Below are 19596 nucleotides of genomic sequence, written 5' to 3' on the forward strand. Positions count from 1 at the left end.
AAGCGCACACAATCCAGAAACACCGACGCAGAAGATCCTGACACCGGGGTAATCCGTGAAAAAGCTCTCCGCACGACGACGCCATCCGCTGGCGGCGGTCGTCGTCCTACTCCTCGCGCTGGCGGCCACCGGGGGGCTGTACGCCGCGTTCGCGCCCGCGGGCAAGGCACAGGCTGACGAGACCTCCCAGTCCCTCGCCATCGAGGAGGGCAAGAAGCTCTACTCCGTCGGCTGCGCAAGCTGCCACGGAACCGGCGGTCAGGGCAGCAGCGACGGCCCGCCCCTGGTCGGCGTCGGCTCCGCCGCCGTGGACTTCCAGGTCGGCACCGGCCGTATGCCCGCGCAGCAGCCCGGCGTGCAGGTGCCGAAGAAGAAGGTCATCTACTCGCAGGCCGAGATCGACCAGCTCGCCGCGTACATCGCGTCCCTCGGCGCCGGTCCGATCATCCCGACCGGGAACCAGTACGACCCCGCCGGCGCGGATGTCGCCAGGGGCGGCGATCTCTTCCGCACCAACTGCACCCAGTGCCACAACTTCACCGGCGAGGGTGGCGCACTGACGAACGGCAAGAGCGCACCGAATCTTGAGGGTGTGAGCCCGAAGCACATCTACGAGGCCATGCAGACCGGCCCGCAGAACATGCCTTCGTTCCCCGACTCGACGATGCCGGAGCAGCAGAAGAAGGACATCATCGCGTACATCCAGGCGGTGAACGGAGAGAAGTCCGCGAGCCCCGGCGGTCTGAAGCTGGGTGGCCTCGGCCCCGTCAGCGAAGGTCTCTTCGGCTGGATCGTCGGTCTGGGTGTTCTGATCGCAGCCGCCGTCTGGGTCGCGGCCCACACCGCTAAGGCCAAGAAGTCATGAGTAGCCAAGAAGAGTTTCCAGAGAAGAACCTGCCGAGCGAGCAGGGCGACGCGCACGGCGCGGTCGAGCGTGCGAACGACCCGTTCGCCGACCCGGGACTGCCGGCCCACCGGCCCCGTATACAGGACATCGACGAGCGGGCCGCCAAGCGGTCCGAGCGTACGGTCGCGCTGCTGTTCCTGCTGTCGATGGTGGCGACCGTCGCGTTCATCGCCTCGTTCGTGGCGTTCCCGGTCAGCAAGATCGTCTATATCTTCCCGCTGGGCCATGTCAGCATCCTGCACTTCTCGCTGGGTGTGACCCTCGGCATCGCCCTGTTCTGCATCGGCGCGGGCGCGGTCCACTGGGCCCGGACACTGATGTCGGACGTGGAGGTGGCGGACGACCGCCATCCGATCGAGGCGCCGCCCGAGGTCAAGGCGAAGGTCCTGTCGGACTTCGCGGCCGGTGCGGCGGAGTCCGGCTTCGGCCGGCGCAAGCTGATCCGCAACACGATGTTCGGTGCGATGGCGCTGGTGCCGCTCGCCGGTGTGGTGCTGCTGCGCGACCTCGGTCCGCTGCCCGAGAAGAAGCTCCGCTCGACGCTGTGGGCCAAGGGCAAGCAGCTCATCAACATGAACACCAATCAGCCGCTGCGTCCCGAGGACGTGGTGGTGGGCTCGCTCACCTTCGCCATGCCGGAGGGCCTGGAGGAGCACAGCGAGGACTTCCAGAAGCAGATCGCCAAGGCGGCCCTGATGATCGTCCGGATCCAGCCGGACGAGATCAAGGACAAGCGTGAACTCGACTGGTCCCACCAGGGGATCGTGGCGTTCTCCAAGATCTGCACCCATGTCGGCTGCCCGATCAGCCTGTACGAGCAGCAGACGCACCATGTGCTCTGCCCGTGCCACCAGTCCACCTTCGACCTCTCCGACGGCGCCCGCGTCATCTTCGGCCCGGCCGGTCACCCCCTTCCGCAGCTGCGGATCGGTGTGAACGCGGAGGGCAACCTCGAGGCGCTCGGCGACTTCGACGAGCCCGTCGGTCCTGCCTTCTGGGAGCGCGGATGAGTACCAGCACTGCTACGGACGACAAGAACCGCCAGGCTCCCGCGGGTGAGCGGGTCGCCGACTGGGCGGACGGCCGGCTGGGGATCTACTCCCTGGCCAAGGCCAATATGCGGAAGATCTTCCCGGACCACTGGTCCTTCATGCTCGGCGAGATCTGCCTCTACAGCTTCATCATCATCATCCTCACGGGTGTGTATCTGACCCTGTTCTTCCACCCCTCGATGAACGAGGTGGTGTACCACGGCAGTTACGTCCCGCTCCAGGGCGTGACGATGTCGGAGGCGTACGCCTCGACGGTGGACATCAGCTTCGACGTCCGCGGCGGTCTGCTGATCCGGCAGATCCACCACTGGGCCGCGCTGATCTTCCTCGCGGGCATGCTCGTCCACATGATGCGCGTGTTCTTCACGGGCGCGTTCCGCAAGCCGCGTGAGATCAACTGGCTGTTCGGCTTCCTGCTGTTCGTCCTGGGCATGTTCACCGGGTTCACCGGCTACTCGCTCCCGGACGACCTGCTGTCCGGCACCGGTGTCCGCTTCATGCAGGGCGCGATCCTGTCGGTGCCGGTCGTCGGCACGTATCTCTCGATGTTCCTGTTCGGCGGGGAGTTCCCCGGCGGCGACTTCGTGGCCCGGTTCTACTCGGTCCACATCCTGCTGCTGCCCGGCATAATGCTGGGACTGATCGTGGCCCATCTGATCCTGGTCTTCTACCACAAGCACACCCAGTTCGCAGGCCCCGGCCGTACGAACAAGAACGTCGTGGGCATGCCGCTGCTGCCGATCTACATGGCCAAGGCCGGAGGCTTCTTCTTCCTGGTCTTCGGGCTCATCACGATCGTCTCCGCCATCGCCACGATCAACCCGATCTGGGCGCTGGGTCCCTACCGCCCCGACCAGGTCTCCACCGGAGCCCAGCCCGACTGGTACATGGGCTTCTCCGAGGGACTCATCCGGGTCATGCCCGGCTGGGAGATCAACTTCCTGGGACACACCCTGGTGCTGGGTGTCTTCATCCCGCTGGTGATCTTCCCGCTGGTGCTGGTCGCGATCGCGGTCTACCCGTTCATCGAGGGCTGGGTCACCCGCGACAACCGCGAGCACCACATCCTGGACCGCCCGCGCAACGCGCCGACCCGTACGGCGTTCGGTGTGGCCTGGCTGACGTGGTACTTCATCCTGCTTGTCGGCGGCGGCAACGACCTGTGGGCGACGCACTTCCATCTGTCGATCAACGCGATCACCTGGTTCGTGCGGGTCTTCTTCTTCGTCGGACCGGTCGTCGCCTTCGTCGTCACCAAGCGGATCTGTCTGGGCCTCCAGCGCCGCGACGCGGAGAAGGTGCTGCACGGACGCGAGTCCGGTGTCATCAAGCGGCTGCCGCACGGTGAGTTCATCGAGGTGCACACCCCGCTGGACCAGTCCGATCTGCACAAGCTGACCGCCCACGACCAGCACAAGCCGGCCGAGATCGGCCCGGAGGTCGACGAGAACGGCGTACGGCGCAAGGTCGGCCCTGCCGAGAAGCTCCGGGTGAAGCTGAGCAAGGGCTACTACGGCGAGGGCAACCAGATCCCCAAGCCGACGGCCGAGGAGTACAACGAGATCGCCGCCGCGCACGGCCATGGGCACGAGGAGATCACCAGCGGCCACAGCAAGCACTGATCCACCGGTTCGCCACCACCGAGGGCCCCGGCCCGGTCTCCCCGCGAGGGGGACCGGCCGGGGCCCTCGGCGTGGGGCCGTCCGTACTCCGGGCATCCGTCCTGCCGGCCGGGCGTACGCCGATAGGCTGGTGGCGCGGGCCTCGTACGGTCCGCACACCCGTCCCGGAACCCACCAGGAGCGAGCATGAGCGCTGTGACCCCCGTCGGAGGCGACACCGTGGCGGACCGCACCTGGCCGGGCGTGCTGAACCCGCTGCTGCGCGGCGAGAGTCTGGGCACGGAGGACACGGCGTGGGCCATGGACCGCATCATGAGCGGCGAGGCCACCGACGCGCAGATCGCCGGGTTCGCGGTCGCCCTGAGGGCGAAGGGCGAGACGGTCGAGGAGGTCTCCGGCCTGGTGCGCGCCATGTACGCGCACGCCAACACCATCGAGGTGCCGGGCCGTACGGTCGACATCGTCGGCACGGGCGGCGATCTCGCCAAGACGGTCAATATCTCCACCATGGCGGCGATCGTCGTGGCGGGCACCGGCGCCAAGGTCGTCAAGCACGGCAACCGCGCGTCCTCGTCGGCGAGCGGTGCCTCGGACGTACTGGAGAAGCTCGGCGTCAATCTGGAGCTGACCCCCCAGCGGGTGGCCGAGGTCGCCGAGGAAGCGGGCATCACCTTCTGCTTCGCGGTGAAGTTCCATCCCGCGCTGCGGTACGCGGCCAAGGCGCGCAGGGAACTCGGCGCCCAGACCACCTTCAACATCCTCGGCCCGCTCACCAACCCGGCGCGGGTCAGGGCCCAGGCGGTGGGCGTGGCGGATGTACGGATGGCGCCGATCGTCGCGGGTGTGCTCGCCGAGCGCGGAAACTCGTCCCTGGTCTTCCGCGGCGACGACGGCCTGGACGAGCTGACCACCACCGCGACATCACGGGTGTGGGTGGTACGGGACGGCAAGGTCACCGAGGAGGCCTTCGACCCGCGGGACGTGGGCCTGGAACTGGTCCCGGTCGAGGCGCTGCGCGGCGCGGACGCCTCGTACAACGCCGATGTGGCCCGCCGGCTGCTGGCCGGCGAGACCGGCCCCGTACGCGACGCGGTGCTGCTCAACTCGGCGGCGGCGCTGGTGGCCCTGGACCCGACGGGCGACTCCCTGGACCTCCAGCTCGCGGCGGGGATCGCGCGGGCGGCTGAGTCGGTCGACTCGGGCGCGGCGGGGCGCACGCTGGAACGCTGGGTGGCGGCGAGCCACCGCGGCGCGTAGCGCGGTACCGGTCACCGGGTGCCGGGCGCACCGACCCGGGTACGGGGGCGGCGCGCCCCGCACACGTCCCGCCCCGCACACACGTCCCGTATCGCGGACACCCGTTGGGGCGCGCGGCACCCTGTGCCATAATCTTGGACCAGGTCATGAGTGACAGCGATTAAGGCCCCGGCTCGCTGTCCGGCAACCCTCCGTCCGTGGCGGGGTGCCCCGGGTGAAGACCAGGCCGTGGGCAGCGAGGTCCGCGGCAAGCGCGGACCCCTTGCACCTTGGGGTCCTGGTCCTCAAGGGAGCAGTCTCGTGAGCAAGCGAATGTGCTAGGGCCTGTCCGACAGGCCCCAGGGGTTTTTCGGCCCCTTCTTCAGTACGCCTCCATGCGTCGAGGCACCCCCCGTCACCGCCTCCGCGGCTCCGTCGAGCCGTGGTGCCGCCGTGCGGGTTCCTGAAAGCCGTTCCGACTTGTCCTGCCGGGAGATATCGCCATGTCCGCATACCTGAACGCCGCCGCCGCGACCACCGACACCGCGACCACCGCCGCCGCGACCACCGGTACCGACCCGCTGCCGGTCCTCGGGCGTGATGTCACCGTGCCGCTCGTCACCGGCGGCGAGGTCAGCTACGCCGCGCTCGACTACGCCGCCAGCGCCCCCGCCCTCCAGCGGGTGTGGGACGACGTGGCCGCGTACGCGCCGTACTACGGCAGTGTCCACCGCGGCGCCGGCTATCTCTCGCAGCTCTCCACCGACCTCTTCGAGAACAGCCGCCGCACGGTCGCGGAGTTCCTCGGCTGCCGCCCCGACGACCAGGTCGTCTTCACCCGCTCGACCACCGACTCGCTGAATCTGCTCGCCGCGGTGCTCCCCGCCGACTGCCAGGTGTTCGTCTTCGAGACCGAGCACCATGCCTCGCTGCTGCCCTGGCGCGAGGCTCGTGTCACCTATCTGAACGCCCCCCGTACCCCCGCCGAGGCCGTCGCCACCCTGGAGCGGGCGCTCGCGGAGCGTGACCCCCGGGGTCCGGCGCTGGTCTGTGTGACCGGGGCCTCCAATGTGACCGGCGAGCTGTGGCCCGTACGGGAGCTGGCCGCCGCCGCGCACACGCACGGCGCCCGTATCGTGCTCGACGCCGCGCAGCTCGCCCCGCACCACCCCGTGGACATCGCCGGGCTGGATGTCGACTGGGTCGCGTTCTCCGGGCACAAGCTGTACGCGCCCTTCGGCTCCGGGGTGCTCGCGGGCCGTGCCGACTGGCTCCAGGACGCGGAGCCCTATCTCGCGGGCGGTGGCGCCAGCCGCGCGGTGGCCCGGCGGAGCGACGGCGGGGTCGATGTCGCGTGGCACACCACCGCGGCCCGGCACGAGGCCGGTTCCCCCAATGTCATCGGGGTGTACGCGATCGCCGCCGCCTGCCGGGCGCTCACCGAGGCGGGCTTCGACACCCTCGTCGACCGTGAGCGGCGGCTCGTGGCCCGGGTGCGCGCGGGTCTCGCCGAGGTGCCCGAGGTCAGGGTGCTCTCGCTGTTCGGCGACGACGCCCCGCGCGTCGGTGTCCTGTCCTTCGTGGTTGACGGATGGAACAGCTCGCACTTCGCCGCCGCGCTCTCCGCGGAGTACGGCATCGGCGTACGGGACGGTCTCTTCTGCGCGCACCCGCTGGTGCGGACCCTGCTGGGCACCGACCCGCAGGACCCGGGGGAGTGCGGCGCCCCGGAGGCCGAGCCGGGTGAGCGCTCGCTGAACGCGATCCGGGTCAGCTTCGGCGCCGGCACCCCGGACGAGCACGTGGACCGCTTCGTCCGGGCCGTACGGGAGCTGGTGAGCCAGGGAGCGCGCTGGAACTACCGTACGGAGGACGGCCGTTGCGTCCCGGACCGGGACGGCGCCGCGGCCTGACGCACGGAGCCGCAGGCGGCCTTACGCGTCGAGTCCGATGGCGAAGGCCGCTTCGAGGTCGTGCTGTGAGTACGTACGGAACGCCACATGCGTGTCCGTGGCCTCGACGCCCTCGATCTTGCTGATCCGGCCGGGGATCACATCCGCCAGATCGTCGTGCTTGGCCACCCGCACCATGGCGATCAGGTCGTACGTACCGGTCACCGAGAAGACCTCGCTGACGCTGTCCAGCGCGGCGATCGACTCCGCGATCTCGGGGATCCGGGCCACGCTGGTCTTGATGAGCACGATCGCGGTGATCACGGTTGACGTTCTCCCTCGGTGGCCGCGGTTTGGTCTCCCACTCTATCGGTACGCCAGTACCGCCCCCAGGCGTAGAGAAACCCGGTGGCGAAGCCCACGAGATGCGCGAGATAGGCCACGCCGGGACCCGAGCCCGCGCCGCGCGCCGCCAGCCACTGGATCGCGAACCAGAAGATCAGCACGATCCAGGCGGGGAAGCGCAGCGGCAGGAAGAACAGGAACGGGAAGAGGCTGGTGACCCGGGCCTTCGGGAAGAGATAGAGAAAGGCGCCGAGCACCCCCGAGATCGCGCCCGAGGCCCCCACCAGCGTCTGGTCCGAGGCCGCGTTCACCATGGCGTACGTGAGCAGTGCGAAACAGCCGACGGTCAGATAGAAGAACAGGAAGTGCGCCCGGCCCAGCCGTTCCTCCGCCATCGCGCCGAAGACGAACAGAAACAGTATGTTCCCCAGCAGATGCAGCCAGCTTCCATGGACGAAGAGCGCGGTCAGCGGGGTGAACAGGGCGCGTGGGGAACCGCTCAGCAGCTCGACCGGGATGACGCCCCACCGTTCGAAATACAGGCTCTGCGCGTCGAGGAGCGCCTCGCCTCTGCCGTACGCCGGGTTGAACCCCGACGACGGACTGAACAGGAATGCCAGACAGCAGAGGCCGATCAGCGTGTGGGTCACCACCGGTCCGCCGGCCGTCGTCCGCGACGTATTCACCGACAGAGCATGGCTTACCGGGAGTGAAGGGTACAGAGTGCCTCGCCGCTCCCTGGGGTGGCCCGGAGGCCGTAGGGTTGCAAGGAGTACATCCGCTGTTCGACGGCGCGCCGCGGGCGACGGCGGCAGGGACGACGAAAGAGGACGCATGATGACGACGGTTCCCCAGCCGACGGCCGCCACCCGGTGGCGCTGCACACTGTGCGGCAATCTCACGCGTTTCGACGTGACGCGATCGTCGAAGGCCGTCGAGTACGTCCATCTGGACCTGGCAGGGGAACCGAGGGTCGAGGAGCGCGAGGTGGTCAGTGAGACCATCGAGTCGGTGCGCTGCCGTTGGTGCAACGCGGTGGATCAGATCGAGCTGGTGGACAGGCCGGGCGCCGGTTCCTGAGGGAGCCGCCCGAAAGGGTATGGGGTGACGGATGTGGAGCAGGCCGCAAGCGGTGCTGAGCCGGCCGGCGCGGCCGGCGGTGACGCCGCGGAGGCGCTGGACCGCCCGCTCCCGGACGGGGTACGACGCAGGGTCATCGCGCTGGTCTCGGACGCCTTCGGCGGTCTGACCGTCACCGAACTCCCCGCGCAGCTGCGCCAGTACGCCCGGTTCACGCCCAACAGACGGGCCAAGTTCGCCGGTAACGCGATGGCGGCCGCCCTGGAGAGCGATCCGCTGTTCCGGCAGCGGATCGGTGAGCGCATCAGCCACTCCCAGCCGGAGCTGGCCGGGGCCCTGGAGTCGGGGTCGCCGCCGGCGGCCGCGGATCCCGTCGACGTGGCCGCGGCCGCGTATGTGCTCAGGCCCCCCGGATGGGTGAAGTTGGTGGCCGCCGCGGGCGAGGAGGCCCAGCGTGCGGACGCCGAGCGCGCCGACGAGGAGGCCCGGCGCGAACTGGAGCGGCTGCGTGAGGAACTGGCCGTGGCCAGGGCGCTGACGAAGAGCGAGACCGAGCGGCTGCGTACGGAACTGGAGTCGGCCCGCAAGGAGGCCGAGTCGCTCCATCGCAAACTGCGCAGTGCCCAGAGCGATGTGAAGCGGGGCGAGGCCGCTCTGCGCCGGGTGCACGCGGAGACCGAGGCGGTCAGGGCCGAGGCCGCCGCCGCGGTGTCGGCCGCGGAGAGCGAGACCCGCCGGATCAAGGCGCGGCTCGGTGAGGCCGAGTCGGCGGTCGAGGCGAGCCGCAGGGCCGCCCGCGAGGGGCGCTCGGTGGAGGACATGCGGCTGCGGCTGCTGCTGGACACCGTGCTGGAATCGGCCCAGGGGCTACGGCGCGAACTGGCGCTGCCGCCCGCCACGGTCCGGCCCGGCGATACGGTCGACGCGGTCGAGCCCGGCCGGATGTCGCCCAAGGACGTGGCGGCCCGCGCGCTCTCCGAGACCGATCCCGCTCTGCTCGACCAGTTGCTCGCGCTGCCGCAGTCCCATCTCATCGTGGACGGCTACAACGTCACCAAGACCGGCTATCCGACGATGCCGTTGGAGAAGCAGCGGCTGCGGCTGCTGGGCGGGCTCGCCATGCTCGCGGCGCAGTCGGGCGCGGAGATGACCTGTGTCTTCGACGGCGCTGAGCTGGCGGCGCCCGTGCTGCTCGCCCCGCCGCGCGGGGTGCGGGTGCTGTTCTCCAAACCGGGTGTGACCGCGGACGAGTTGATCCGTCAGCTCGTCAGGGCGGAGCCGCCGGGGCGGCCGCTGGTGGTGGTCTCCACCGACCGTGAGGTCGCGGACGGAGTGGCTCAGGCCGGCGCCAGACCCGTCGCGTCCGCCTTGTTGCTGAAGCGGCTTTCGCGCATCTAGTCAACTTGTGGGATCAATGCCCGAATTGATGGCTTCTTGCTGGAACGCAGCGTTAAATGCCCATCGCTGTCTGTGTGGCATCTGTAAATAATGCGCGTCCTGACAGAGATTTTCCCTGTCAGGATTTGAACTGATCACAAGAAGGTCACTATGGTCAGGCGTCGAACCTTCGCGCGGTTGATCACCCACCCGGGGTGACAGCGAAGGAACCGCCGATTTCATACAGTTCGGCCCAGCTGGCAGGGGTGTGGGACGTATGGAGCCGGGGCCCTGTGTCCCCCATGGCCCGGTAGGCGGCTGAGGAAGAAGGAGCTCGCCTCCGTGGCGTCCCACCGTCGTCCCAAGCAGCCGAGCCGCGCCCGTGTGACCGTGCTCACCGCGACCGCTGCCGCCGCCGTCGCCCTGACCGCTCAGGCCGCTCAGGCCGCCCCGCAGCCGAGCAAGAGCGACGTCAAGGAGAAGGTCGACAAGCTTTACGAGGACGCCGAGAAGGCCACCGAGAAGTACAAGGGCGTGGAGGAGCAGCAGACCAAGCTGGAGAAGGAGGTCGACGCCCTCCAGGACAAGGTCGCCCGCGGTCAGGACGAGCTGAACGACCTCCGCGACAGCCTCGGTTCGATGGCCAGCGCCCAGTACCGCACCGGCGGTATCGACCCCGCCGTGCAGCTCTTCCTCTCCTCCGACCCGGACAGCTATCTGGAGAAGGCGTCCACGCTCGACCAGGTCAGCGCCCAGCAGGCCGAGTCGCTCCAGCAGATCCAGGAGAAGCAGCGCCTTCTGGCGCAGCAGCGCCAGGAAGCGCAGACCAAGGTCCAGGACCTCGACGAGACCCGCAAGGAACTGCGCGCGAAGAAGGACCAGGTCCGCAAGAAGCTCGCCGAGACGCAGAAGCTGCTCAACACGCTCACCGCCCAGGAGCGCGCTTCGATCGCCGAGGACGAGTCCCGCGCCAACCGCGCCAGCTCCCGCGCGGACCTCGGCAATGCGGTGCCCGCCTCGCAGCGCGCGTCGGCCGCGTTCGCCGCCGCCCAGGGCAAGATCGGCACGCCGTACGTCTACGGCGCCTCCGGCCCCAGCTCCTTCGACTGCTCCGGGCTCACCTCATGGGCGTACGCCCAGGCCGGTGTCTCCATACCCCGCACCTCCGAGGCCCAGGCCAACGCTGGTACGCGGCTGGGCATGAGCCAGCTCCAGCAGGGCGACCTGGTCATCTTCTACGGCGACCTGCACCACGTCGGCTTCTACGCGGGCAACGGCCAGGTGCTGCACGCCCCCAAGCCGGGTGCCAGCGTGCGCTACGAGTCGATCAACAACATGCCGTTCCAGTTCGGCGTACGTATCTGAGGTTCCGCGCCCGGGAATTCCGTTCCGAGGCTCCGCCGCACTCCCTTCCCGCCGGATCCCGGACACCATGCCCGCCCATTCGGGCGAATTCCCGCACCTCCCGCTGACACCGCGCCCCGCCGATGACCTGTGGTCTACGGCGGGGCGTCACTTTGTGTGCGCGGGGCGGTCGTTGGCCGCTCCGTGATCGCCCCGCTACTGTCTGCTCCCGCGGCTCAGGCCAGTGGTCCGCCCGTCGGGCGGCCGGGGGCCGCGTCAGTGCGTTCAGCGGAAGGAAGTGCGGCCTCCTGTGGTGTCCCATCGCCGTCCCTCACACTCCGGCCCCCTGGTTTACCGCGGTGGCGCGGCCGTGGCCCTGTCCGCCGCGGCGGCCACGGCGGCCGCGGCCCTCGGAGCGGTCCCGGCGGGCGCCGACCCGCGGCAGTCGCCCGAGGCGACCCGGGCCACGGTCGACCGGCTCTACGAACAGGCCGAGAAGGCGACCGAGCAGTACAACAAGGCGACCGAGCGGGTGGACCGGCTGCGCGCGCTGGTGGACCGGGCGCAGGACAGCGCGGCGCGCGGCCAGGAGAGCGTCAACCGGATGCGCGGAGCGCTCGGTTCGGTCGCCGGCGCCCAGTACCGCTCCGGCGGGATCGATCCCGCCCTCGCCCTGCTGCTCTCCTCCGACCCCGACAGCTATCTCGACAAGGCCTCCGTACTGGACCGGGTCGGCGAACGCCAGTCCGGTGCGCTGAGAGAACTCAAGCAGGCCCAGCGGAGGCTGGGACAGGTACGTATGGAAGCCGCCCGCGATCTCACCGAGCTGGAGCGCAGCAGGGCCGTCGTCGCCCGGCACAAGCGCACCGTCGAGGGGAAGCTCGCGCAGGCACGGCGGCTGCTGAACTCCCTGCCCGCGGCCGACCGGGAGTCCTACGACCGGGCCTCCCGCTCCGGCCGCGGCGGACCGGCCACGCTCTCCGGCGGCGGACCGGCCTCCGCGCGGGCCTCCGCCGCGATGCTCGCCGCCCAGCGCGCGGTGGGCCGGCCCTACGTGTGGGGCGCCAACGGGCCCTCGGGCTTCGACTGTTCGGGACTCACGCAGTGGGCGTACGCGCAGGCGGGCGTCGGACTGCCGCGTACCTCCCAGGCGCAGCGGTACGCGGGCGGTCAGGTCCCGCTCTCGGAGGCACGGCCGGGGGATCTCGTGGCATACCGCGACGACGCGAGCCATATCGCGATGTACGCGGGCAACGGCCAGGTGATCCACGCCCCGTATCCGGGCGCCTCGGTGCGTTACGACCCGGTGGGCATGATGCCCGTCTCCTCGGTCACCCGCGTCTGATCCACCGGTCCCGCTCCCGGGCACGCCGTACGATCGGCGGCGTGGCAGGTCGGGCGCGTACCGCGGCGGGACGGCACGGTACGCGCGGGCGCGCGGCCGTGCTGTGGTTGACCGTGCTCCTGCTGGTGCCGGTCTGGGGCTGTACGGCCCCGGCGAAGGCCCCCGACAGCGCCGCCGGGGCGATCGGGCGGACCCTGGACCGCAGGGCCGCCGCCGTCCTCGGCCGTGACGAGCGCGCGTATCTCGCCGTCCTCGACCCCGCGGCGACGGCGCTGCGCGCCACCGGCCGCCGTGAGTTCCGGAACCTCGCCGAGGTGCCGCTCGACTCCTGGACGTACCGGCTCACCGATGTCGAGCGCTCCGGTGACCGGGCCACCGTCCACGCCGAGCTGCGCTACGGGCTCACGGACTACGACCGCGCTCCGGTGTCCGCGCCGCGCACGCTGGAGCTGACGGAGCGCGCGGGACGCTGGTATGTGACCGCCGACCGGCCCGGTGACGGCGGCGCCCAGCAGCTCTGGGAGCAGGGCGCGGTACGGGCCGTACGGGGCGCCCGCAGCCTGGTCCTCGGCGCCGGGCAGGACGACGCGCTGCTGCGCGCGATCGCCGCCACCGCCGACCGGGCCGTCCCGGCCGTCGAGGACGCCTGGCCGCGCCCGTGGGCCGGCCGGGCCGTTCTGCTCGTCCCCGGCTCGCTGGAGGCCATGGCGAGGCTCCTGGGGGCCTCCGCGGCCGGATACCGGGGCATCGCGGCGGTCACCACCGCAATCACCGCCGGGGACGGTGCCGCCGGCACCGCGCCGGCCGACCGGGTCGTCGTGAACCCCGAGGCGTACGGCGCCCTCTCCGGCTTCGGCCGGGAGATCGTCCTCGCCCACGAGATCACCCATGTGGCGACCCGTACGGCCACCTCGGCCGCCACCCCCACCTGGCTCTCGGAGGGCTTCGCCGACCGGGTCGCGTACCGGGGCACGGACCGTACGGCCGGAGAGATCGCCCCCGAACTCCAGCGCGCCGTGCGCGCCGGCGACGCCCCCGCCGCGCTCCCGGCCGACGAGGACTTCGCCTTCGGCGCCGGCGCCGACCGGCTGGCCAGGGCGTACGAGAGCGGCTGGCTGGCCTGCGAGCTGATCGCCGAGCGCTGGGGCGAGCGGCGGCTGACCGACTTCTACCGCGCGGTGGGCGCGCACGCCGGGCGCGAGGGCGCGGTGGAGAAGGCCCTGCACGACGTCCTGGCCACCACGCCGGAGGACTTCACCGCCCGCTGGCGCGCGTACGCCCGGCAGCGGCTGGGCTGACCCCGGCCGGCTCCGCGCGCTCCGCCGTCCGCTCGCGTGAGCGCGGGACCGTCGCCCGCCAGAGCCGGTGGCACGCGAGGAGGGTCGCGGCGACCAGCAGACCGTTGCGTACGAAGAGCAGCGCCACCCCCAGCGGATCACCCCCCACCACATGCGAGAACAGCACCGGGAACTCCAGCAGGGTGACCCCCGTCGCGGCCAGCACCAGCCACCCGGGCAGCGCCATCCGGCTGCCCCGCAGCGTCAGACAGGCGGCGGCCAGACCGACCAGCCAGAGCATGTACTGCGGGCTGATCACCCGGCTCGTGGTGGTGAACAGCAGCACCGCGGCGAAGCCGGCGTCGCAGGGGGTGCTCGCGCCGAACTCGCGCGCCTTGAGCCGCCATACGAACAGCCAGCCGACGGCCAGGGCGGTCAGCCCCAGCGCGGCCGTGCTCACCAGCGGGACATACGGTCCGACGAACTCCACGGAGCCGTAGTTGAGCAGCGCCCCGCCGCTCCAGCCGAAGTGCCGCGCCACCTGGAAGACCAGGGCGCCCAGCGACTCGATCTCGGTGCCCCGGTCGCGCTGGAAGGTGAGAAAGGCCAGCGCGCCGGGCATCGCGGCACAGCAGACCACGGTCAGCGCGACGGCCGTGACGGCCGCGGCCGTCCAGGTCCTGCGGGTGTCCCGGCCGCGCGGGGTGCCCACCAGCAGCAGCAACGGCCAGATCTTCAGCAGCGCGCCGAATCCGGCGAGCGCCCCCATCAGCCGGGGTCCGCGCACCCCCGTGAGCAGCGCGGCGACGGCCACCGCCGTCACCATCAGGTCGTACCGCGCGTACGAGGTCGGTCCCAGCAGTGGCACCCCCGCGATCCACACCCACGCGCCCCGGTACGACCGGCCCGTGCCCCGGGCCGCCCGCAGCAGCAGAGCGAAGGCCACCGCGTCACAGAGGAAGGCCAGCACGAAGAAGGCGGCGGCGTAGCCCAGGAACGGCAGGACCGCGGGCGCCAGGATCGGGAGGGCCGCGGCGGGCGGATACTGCCAGGTCACATCGTCCAGCGGATAGGTGCCGGTCCTCAGCACCTCGTACCAGCCCTGGTAGATCACCGAGACATCGCCGGTGACATCGGGCCCCGGCACGGAGACGACCTTGAAGACACAGAGCAGCAGAACGGCCCTGGTGAGGGTCCACACCGCGACCGGGAGCCGTGTGCCGTGCGTGCCCGCCATGCCCACCTCGTCCGCTTCCTGTGCTTCGCGCGCTTCGTGTGTTCCGTTCCTGGTCGCGGGAGTCATGATGCCGGGCGGGACCGCGCCCGAGCCATCAGGCAGGGCCGTTGGGTACTGTCGGCGGCGATGCGCAAGACATTGATCGTGACCAACGACTTCCCGCCCCGGCCCGGGGGCATCCAGGCGTTCCTGCACAACATGGCGCTGCGCCTGGACCCCGAACGGCTCGTGGTCTACGCCTCGACCTGGAAGCGCGGCGAGGAGGGCGCGGAGGCCACGGCCGCCTTCGACGCCGAGCAGCCGTTCACCGTCGTACGGGACCGTACGACGATGCTGCTGCCGACCCCGCGCGTGACCCGCAGGGCCGTCGGGCTGCTGCGTGAACACGGCTGCGAGTCGGTCTGGTTCGGCGCGGCGGCGCCGCTCGGGCTGATGGCCCCGGCGCTGCGGAAGGCAGGAGCGCGACGGCTGGTGGCCACCACACACGGCCATGAGGCCGGCTGGGCGCAGCTTCCCGCCGCACGGGGGCTTCTGCGGCGGATCGGCGAGTCCACGGACACGATCACCTATCTCGGTGAGTACACCCGCTCGCGTATCGCCGGCGCGCTCACCCCCGAGGCCGCCGCGCGCATGGTGCGGCTGCCGCCGGGCGTCGACGAGAAGACCTTCCACCCGGGCTCGGGCGGCTCGGCCGTCCGGGAGCGCCTCGGGCTGATGGACCGGCCCGTCGTCGTCTGTGTCTCGCGGCTGGTGCCGCGCAAGGGCCAGGACACGCTGATCCTCGCGCTGCCCGCGATTCTGGCGCGGGTGCCGGACGCGGTGCTGCTGATCGTGGGCGGCGGACCGTACGAGGGCGAGCTGCGCAAGCTGGCGGCCGAGACCGGGGTCGCCGGTTCCGTACGCTTCACCGGCGCGGTCCCCTGGGCGGAACTGCCCGCCCACTTCGGCGCGGGCGACGTCTTCGCGATGCCGTGCCGTACGCGGCGCGGCGGTCTGGACGTCGAGGGGCTCGGCATCGTCTATCTGGAGGCCTCGGCCACCGGGCTCCCGGTGGTCGCGGGCGACTCCGGCGGCGCGCCCGACGCGGTGCTGGACGGGGAGACGGGCTGGGTGGTCAGGGGCGGGCCGCCGGAGGTCGCGGCGGAGGAGTCGGCGGAGCGGATCGTCGCCCTGCTGCTCGATCCGGAGCTGCGGAGACGGATGGGGGAGCGGGGACGGGAGTGGGTGGAGGAACGCTGGCGCTGGGACGACCTGGCGTCCGAGCTGCGGCTGTTGCTTTAGCCGTCCCGGTGGGGGCGGTGCGCCTGACGGCGAGGTGCGCGCCTGCGGCGCGGGGGCCGGTGGGTGGCGCGGGGGCCGGGGCACTCCGGGGGTACATGTCCGGACGGCATGATTTACGCCGCGTGCGGGCCCGTTGTCCGGTGCGGGCGCGTGTGCGGCACAAATCACGCTTTAGTGTCCGGACACGCACCTCCTCCGACCCCGACCCCCTCCCGCCCGGTGCGCCCGTGCCGGTTCGCTCAGGTCTGGTACAGCGCCTCGATGTCGTCCGCGAAGTCCTTCGCCACCACATTCCGCTTGAGCTTGAGCGACGGCGTGATGTGGCCGCCCTCTTCCGTGAACTGGGTTGTGAGGATGCGGAATTTGCGGACCGATTCGGCCTTGGAGACGGCGCTGTTTCCTTCGTCCACCGCTCGTTGGACCTCGGCCAGTAGTTCCGGGTCCAGGCGGAGTGTGGCGGGGGTGGAGTTTGACGGTTTGTTGTGTTCTGCCGCCCAGCGGGTCAGGAATTCCTCGTCCAGGGTGATCAACGCGCCCACGAAGGGACGGCCGTCGCCGACGACCATGCATTCGGAGATGAGCGCGTGGGCGCGGATCCGGTCCTCGATGACGGCCGGGGCGACGTTCTTGCCGCCGGCGGTGACGAGGATCTCCTTCTTGCGGCCCGTGATGGTCAGATAGCCGTCCTCGTCGAGGGTGCCGATGTCGCCGGTGTGGAACCAGCCGTCGGCCAGCGCCTCCGCCGTCGCCTCCGGGTTGTTCCAGTACCCGGTGAAGAGGTGTTCGCCGTGGAGGAGGATCTCGCCGTCGTCGGCGATGCGGATGACGGACCCGGGGAGAGGCTGTCCGACGGTGCCGATCTTCTGGCGGTCCCAGGGGTTGAAGGAGGTGGCGGCGCAGGACTCGGTGAGTCCGTATCCCTCCAGGACGGTGAAGCCGATGCCGCGGTAGAAGTGGCCGAGGCGTTCACCGAGGGGGGCGCCGCCGGAGATGGCGTATTCGCCGTGTCCGCCGAGCACCGCGCGTAGCTTCCGGTAGACGAGCCGGTCGAAGAGCTTGTGACGGATACGCAGACCGAGGGACGGACCGCGCGGGGTGGAGAGGGACCGGCTGTAGGCGATCGCGGTGTGGGCGGCCCGGTCGAAGACCCGGCCCTTCCCCGCCGCCTGCGCGGTGGCGCGTGCCGAGTTGTAGACCTTCTCGAAGACCCGGGGCACCCCCAGGATCAGTGTCGGCCGGAAGGCGGCCAGCTCCTCCGTCAGATTCTTGATGTCCGGTACGCAGCCGAGTTTGATCGGCGCCATCACGGCCGCCACTTCGACGAGCCGCCCGAAGACATGCGCGGCCGGGAGGAAGAGCAGTACGGAGCATTCGCCCGTGCGGAAAAGGGGCTTGAGCCGCTCCACCGCGTTCCCGCACTCCGCGAAGAAGCTGCGGTGGGTGAGCACACAGCCCTTGGGGCGGCCGGTGGTGCCCGAGGTGTAGACGATGGTCGCAGGGTCGTCGGCCTTCGCGGACGACGCGCGCTCGTCGACCACCGCGTCCGGGATCTCCGCGCCCGCCGTCGTCAGCTCCTCGACGCCGCCCCGGTCGATCTGCCAGACCGCCCGCAGCTCGGGCAGTGTGTGCTGGACCGACTCGACGGCCGTGTAGTGCGCGTCGTTCTCGACGATCACCGCGACCGCGCCGGAGTCGCCGAGGATCCACTGGACCTGCTCGGCGGAGCTGGTCTCGTACACCGGCACGGTCACCGCGCCCGCGGTCCAGATCGCGAAGTCGAGCTGGACCCACTCGAAGCGGGTACGGGACATCAGCGCGACACGGTCGCCGGGCCGGATGCCCGCCGCGATCAGGCCCTTGGCGGCGGCCCGTACCTCGGCCAGGAACTGGGTGGCGGTCACATCGGTCCAGACGCCCGCCACCTTGCGGCCCAGGACCGCGACATCGGGATGCTGTGCGGCGTTGCGGCGGACGAGATCCGTCAGATTGCCGTCCGCGGGGACCTCGTACAGGGCCGGAAGGCTGAACTCGCGCAAGACTGCTGCTCCTCATCGGGCGCCGACGCCACGGCTCCGTGCGACTCGCCGGTCGCGGTCCAGGACCGGGGCAGGTGCTCGGCGGGGCGAGCACGACTGGACTGCCCGGACGTTACCCATCGGTACTGGCGTACGCATAGGGGGGTCCGGCCAGATGTTCCCTGCGTCACACGTGATGGACGGTACTGCGCGCACAGTAGTCCACACCTCTGACACGACGGAAGGAACCGCAGGTCCGGCCCCCTCTATCGGGTGGGAGAACCCCGTTCTAGGGTGATCCGCATGGCAGGTATGCGAGTCAATGTGATCAGTGATGTGCATGGGAACACCCAGGGTCTCCGCACGGCAGGCGACGGCGCCGATGCCCTGATCTGCCTCGGTGACCTCGTGCTCTTCCTTGACTACGCCGACCACTCGCGCGGTATCTTTCCCGATCTCTTCGGGGTCGGGAACGCCGACCGGATCGTGGAGCTGCGCACCGCCCGCCGCTTCGACGAGGCCCGTGACCTGGGCCGGGAGCTCTGGTCCCGGCTGGACATCGACCCCGCCGCGGCCATCGAGGGAGCGGTGCGCCGTCAGTACGCCGAGATGTTCGCCGCGCTTCCCGCCCCTACGTACGCCACCTACGGCAATGTCGACATCCCGTCACTCTGGCCGGAGTACGCGCGCCCCGGGACCACCGTTCTCGACGGGGAGCGGGTGGAACTGGGCGGCCGGGTCTTCGGCTTCGTCGGCGGCGGGCTGCGCACCCCCATGCGCACCCCGTACGAGATCTCCGACGAGGAGTACGCCGCCAAGGTCGAGGCGCTCGGCGAGGTGGACGTCCTGTGCTCGCACATCCCGCCCGATGTGCCCGAGTTGACCTATGACACCGTCCCGCGCCGGTTCGAGCGGGGCAGCCGCGCGCTGCTGGAGGCCATCCGCCGTACGAAGCCCCGCTACGCCCTGTTCGGCCATGTCCATCAGCCGCTCGCCCGGCGGATGCGGATCGGCTCCACGGAGTGTGTGAATGTCGGTCACTTCGCCGCGACAGGGCGCCCCTGGGCCCTGGAATGGTGAACGGCGCACTCGCGATAGCCTGCACACCGCGTACCCAGTACCGGAGGAGCACGGCGATGGCGGAACACACCAGTTCGAGCATCACGATCGAGGCGGCACCGGCCGATGTCATGGGCGTGATCGCCGACTTCGCCCGCTATCCGGAGTGGACCGGCGAGGTGAAGGAGGCCGAGGTGCTGGCCACCGACGACCGCGGGCGCGCCCAGCAGGTCAGGCTGGTGCTGGACGCCGGGGCGATCAAGGACGACCACACCCTCGCCTACACCTGGACCGGCGGCGACGAGGTGAGCTGGACCCTGGTGAAGTCCCAGATGCTGCGCGCCCTCGACGGCTCGTATCTGCTGACGCCCGTCGGCGGCGGCGACCGCACCGAGGTCACCTACCGGCTGACCGTCGACGTCAAGATCCCGATGCTCGGCATGATCAAGCGCAAGGCGGAGAAGGTCATCATCGACCGCGCGCTCGCGGGCCTGAAGAAGCGCGTCGAATCCGCCCCCGGAGCCTGA

Annotated in this window: 17 protein-coding genes and 1 riboswitch; of the genes, 13 read left to right on the top strand and 4 right to left on the bottom strand. The window is 70.6% G+C overall.

What is annotated here, in order from left to right; genetic code table 11:
- Nucleotides 1-55 precede the first annotated feature (55 nt).
- From OG214_RS28310 to OG214_RS28330, 5 genes are all read left to right on the top strand, one after another.
- Nucleotides 56-865 (top strand): c-type cytochrome, encoded by an 810-nt coding sequence (locus OG214_RS28310; RefSeq protein ID WP_363080057.1) that lies wholly within the window; start codon nucleotides 56-58, stop codon nucleotides 863-865.
- Complete coding sequence (locus OG214_RS28315; protein ID WP_365903906.1) at nucleotides 862-1917, top strand: Rieske 2Fe-2S domain-containing protein; 1056 nt, start codon at nucleotides 862-864, stop codon at nucleotides 1915-1917. Before OG214_RS28310 ends, OG214_RS28315 begins: the two co-directional genes overlap by 4 nt.
- Nucleotides 1914-3581: a cytochrome bc complex cytochrome b subunit gene (locus OG214_RS28320; RefSeq protein WP_405986341.1), complete on the top strand. Its 1668-nt coding sequence runs from the start codon at nucleotides 1914-1916 to the stop codon at nucleotides 3579-3581. The genes OG214_RS28315 and OG214_RS28320 overlap by 4 nt, the downstream gene beginning before the upstream one ends.
- 186 nt (nucleotides 3582-3767) lie before the next feature.
- Nucleotides 3768-4838 carry an anthranilate phosphoribosyltransferase gene (gene trpD, locus OG214_RS28325; protein ID WP_405986342.1) on the top strand — a complete coding sequence of 357 codons (1071 nt, stop codon included), beginning with the start codon at nucleotides 3768-3770 and terminating at the stop codon, nucleotides 4836-4838.
- A 142-nt stretch (nucleotides 4839-4980) separates the two neighbouring features.
- A riboswitch (SAM riboswitch) is annotated at nucleotides 4981-5098 on the top strand.
- Between the two features lie 222 nt (nucleotides 5099-5320).
- Nucleotides 5321-6730, top strand: a complete 1410-nt coding sequence (locus OG214_RS28330) for an aminotransferase class V-fold PLP-dependent enzyme (protein ID WP_405986343.1) — start codon at nucleotides 5321-5323, stop codon at nucleotides 6728-6730.
- Nucleotides 6731-6751: 21 nt separating this feature from the next.
- Here OG214_RS28330 and OG214_RS28335 read toward each other — a convergent pair whose 3' ends face one another.
- Both OG214_RS28335 and OG214_RS28340 read right to left on the bottom strand, forming a co-directional pair.
- Nucleotides 6752-7033, bottom strand: coding sequence for an Lrp/AsnC ligand binding domain-containing protein (locus OG214_RS28335; protein ID WP_363080063.1), 282 nt, complete (start codon nucleotides 7031-7033; stop codon nucleotides 6752-6754).
- A complete protein-coding gene (locus OG214_RS28340; RefSeq protein ID WP_363080064.1) occupies nucleotides 7030-7740 on the bottom strand; it encodes a rhomboid family intramembrane serine protease in 711 nt (236 codons plus the stop codon). The genes OG214_RS28335 and OG214_RS28340 overlap by 4 nt, the downstream gene beginning before the upstream one ends.
- A 151-nt stretch (nucleotides 7741-7891) precedes the next feature.
- Between OG214_RS28340 and OG214_RS28345 the strand changes: the two genes are divergently transcribed.
- The 5 genes from OG214_RS28345 (at nucleotide 7892) to OG214_RS28365 (ending at nucleotide 13498) form a co-directional block, all read left to right on the top strand.
- Entirely contained in the window at nucleotides 7892-8134 is a 243-nt protein-coding gene (locus tag OG214_RS28345) for a hypothetical protein (protein ID WP_093594168.1), read from the top strand.
- 33 nt (nucleotides 8135-8167) lie between these two features.
- Nucleotides 8168-9532 carry an NYN domain-containing protein gene (locus OG214_RS28350; protein WP_363080083.1) on the top strand — a complete coding sequence of 455 codons (1365 nt, stop codon included), beginning with the start codon at nucleotides 8168-8170 and terminating at the stop codon, nucleotides 9530-9532.
- A gap of 321 nt (nucleotides 9533-9853) precedes the next feature.
- Nucleotides 9854-10876, top strand: coding sequence for an NlpC/P60 family protein (locus tag OG214_RS28355; RefSeq protein ID WP_363080065.1), 1023 nt, complete (start codon nucleotides 9854-9856; stop codon nucleotides 10874-10876).
- 289 nt (nucleotides 10877-11165) lie between these two features.
- A complete protein-coding gene (locus tag OG214_RS28360) occupies nucleotides 11166-12200 on the top strand; it encodes an NlpC/P60 family protein (protein ID WP_405986344.1) in 1035 nt (344 codons plus the stop codon).
- 41 nt (nucleotides 12201-12241) lie between these two features.
- A complete protein-coding gene (locus tag OG214_RS28365) occupies nucleotides 12242-13498 on the top strand; it encodes a hypothetical protein (protein ID WP_405986345.1) in 1257 nt (418 codons plus the stop codon).
- On the opposite strand, the gene OG214_RS28370 is transcribed toward OG214_RS28365, so the two are convergent.
- Complete coding sequence (locus tag OG214_RS28370; RefSeq protein WP_405986346.1) at nucleotides 13455-14714, bottom strand: glycosyltransferase 87 family protein; 1260 nt, start codon at nucleotides 14712-14714, stop codon at nucleotides 13455-13457. The two genes, OG214_RS28365 and OG214_RS28370, sit on opposite strands and share 44 nt — an antisense overlap.
- A gap of 126 nt (nucleotides 14715-14840) precedes the next feature.
- On the opposite strand from OG214_RS28370, the gene OG214_RS28375 reads away from it, so the two are divergent.
- Nucleotides 14841-15995, top strand: a complete 1155-nt coding sequence (locus OG214_RS28375; protein WP_405986347.1) for a glycosyltransferase family 4 protein — start codon at nucleotides 14841-14843, stop codon at nucleotides 15993-15995.
- A 239-nt stretch (nucleotides 15996-16234) separates the two neighbouring features.
- On the opposite strand, the gene OG214_RS28380 is transcribed toward OG214_RS28375, so the two are convergent.
- The gene (locus tag OG214_RS28380; protein WP_405986348.1) at nucleotides 16235-18031 is read right to left on the bottom strand and encodes an AMP-dependent synthetase/ligase; all 1797 of its coding nucleotides are present in this window, start codon (nucleotides 18029-18031) and stop codon (nucleotides 16235-16237) included.
- Between the two features lie 291 nt (nucleotides 18032-18322).
- On the opposite strand from OG214_RS28380, the gene OG214_RS28385 reads away from it, so the two are divergent.
- Entirely contained in the window at nucleotides 18323-19090 is a 768-nt protein-coding gene (locus OG214_RS28385) for a metallophosphoesterase (RefSeq protein ID WP_405987640.1), read from the top strand.
- A 56-nt stretch (nucleotides 19091-19146) separates the two neighbouring features.
- The gene (locus OG214_RS28390) at nucleotides 19147-19596 is read left to right on the top strand and encodes an SRPBCC family protein (protein ID WP_363080070.1); all 450 of its coding nucleotides are present in this window, start codon (nucleotides 19147-19149) and stop codon (nucleotides 19594-19596) included.

Origin of the sequence: Streptomyces sp. NBC_00872 (assembly GCF_045161915.1) — a bacterium.
Lineage (GTDB): Bacteria > Actinomycetota > Actinomycetes > Streptomycetales > Streptomycetaceae > Streptomyces.

What these genes read in the sequence shown, in the direction of transcription:
- OG214_RS28370 (WP_405986346.1), bottom strand. Translation starts at nt 14,714, where the DNA reads ATGGCGGGCACGCACGGCACACGGCTCCCGGTCGCGGTGTGGACCCTC.
- trpD (WP_405986342.1), top strand. Translation starts at nt 3,768, where the DNA reads ATGAGCGCTGTGACCCCCGTCGGAGGCGACACCGTGGCGGACCGCACC.
- OG214_RS28375 (WP_405986347.1), top strand. Translation starts at nt 14,841, where the DNA reads ATGCGCAAGACATTGATCGTGACCAACGACTTCCCGCCCCGGCCCGGG.
- OG214_RS28390 (WP_363080070.1), top strand. Translation starts at nt 19,147, where the DNA reads ATGGCGGAACACACCAGTTCGAGCATCACGATCGAGGCGGCACCGGCC.
- OG214_RS28320 (WP_405986341.1), top strand. Translation starts at nt 1,914, where the DNA reads ATGAGTACCAGCACTGCTACGGACGACAAGAACCGCCAGGCTCCCGCG.
- OG214_RS28345 (WP_093594168.1), top strand. Translation starts at nt 7,892, where the DNA reads ATGACGACGGTTCCCCAGCCGACGGCCGCCACCCGGTGGCGCTGCACA.
- OG214_RS28330 (WP_405986343.1), top strand. Translation starts at nt 5,321, where the DNA reads ATGTCCGCATACCTGAACGCCGCCGCCGCGACCACCGACACCGCGACC.
- OG214_RS28385 (WP_405987640.1), top strand. Translation starts at nt 18,323, where the DNA reads ATGCGAGTCAATGTGATCAGTGATGTGCATGGGAACACCCAGGGTCTC.
- OG214_RS28315 (WP_365903906.1), top strand. Translation starts at nt 862, where the DNA reads ATGAGTAGCCAAGAAGAGTTTCCAGAGAAGAACCTGCCGAGCGAGCAG.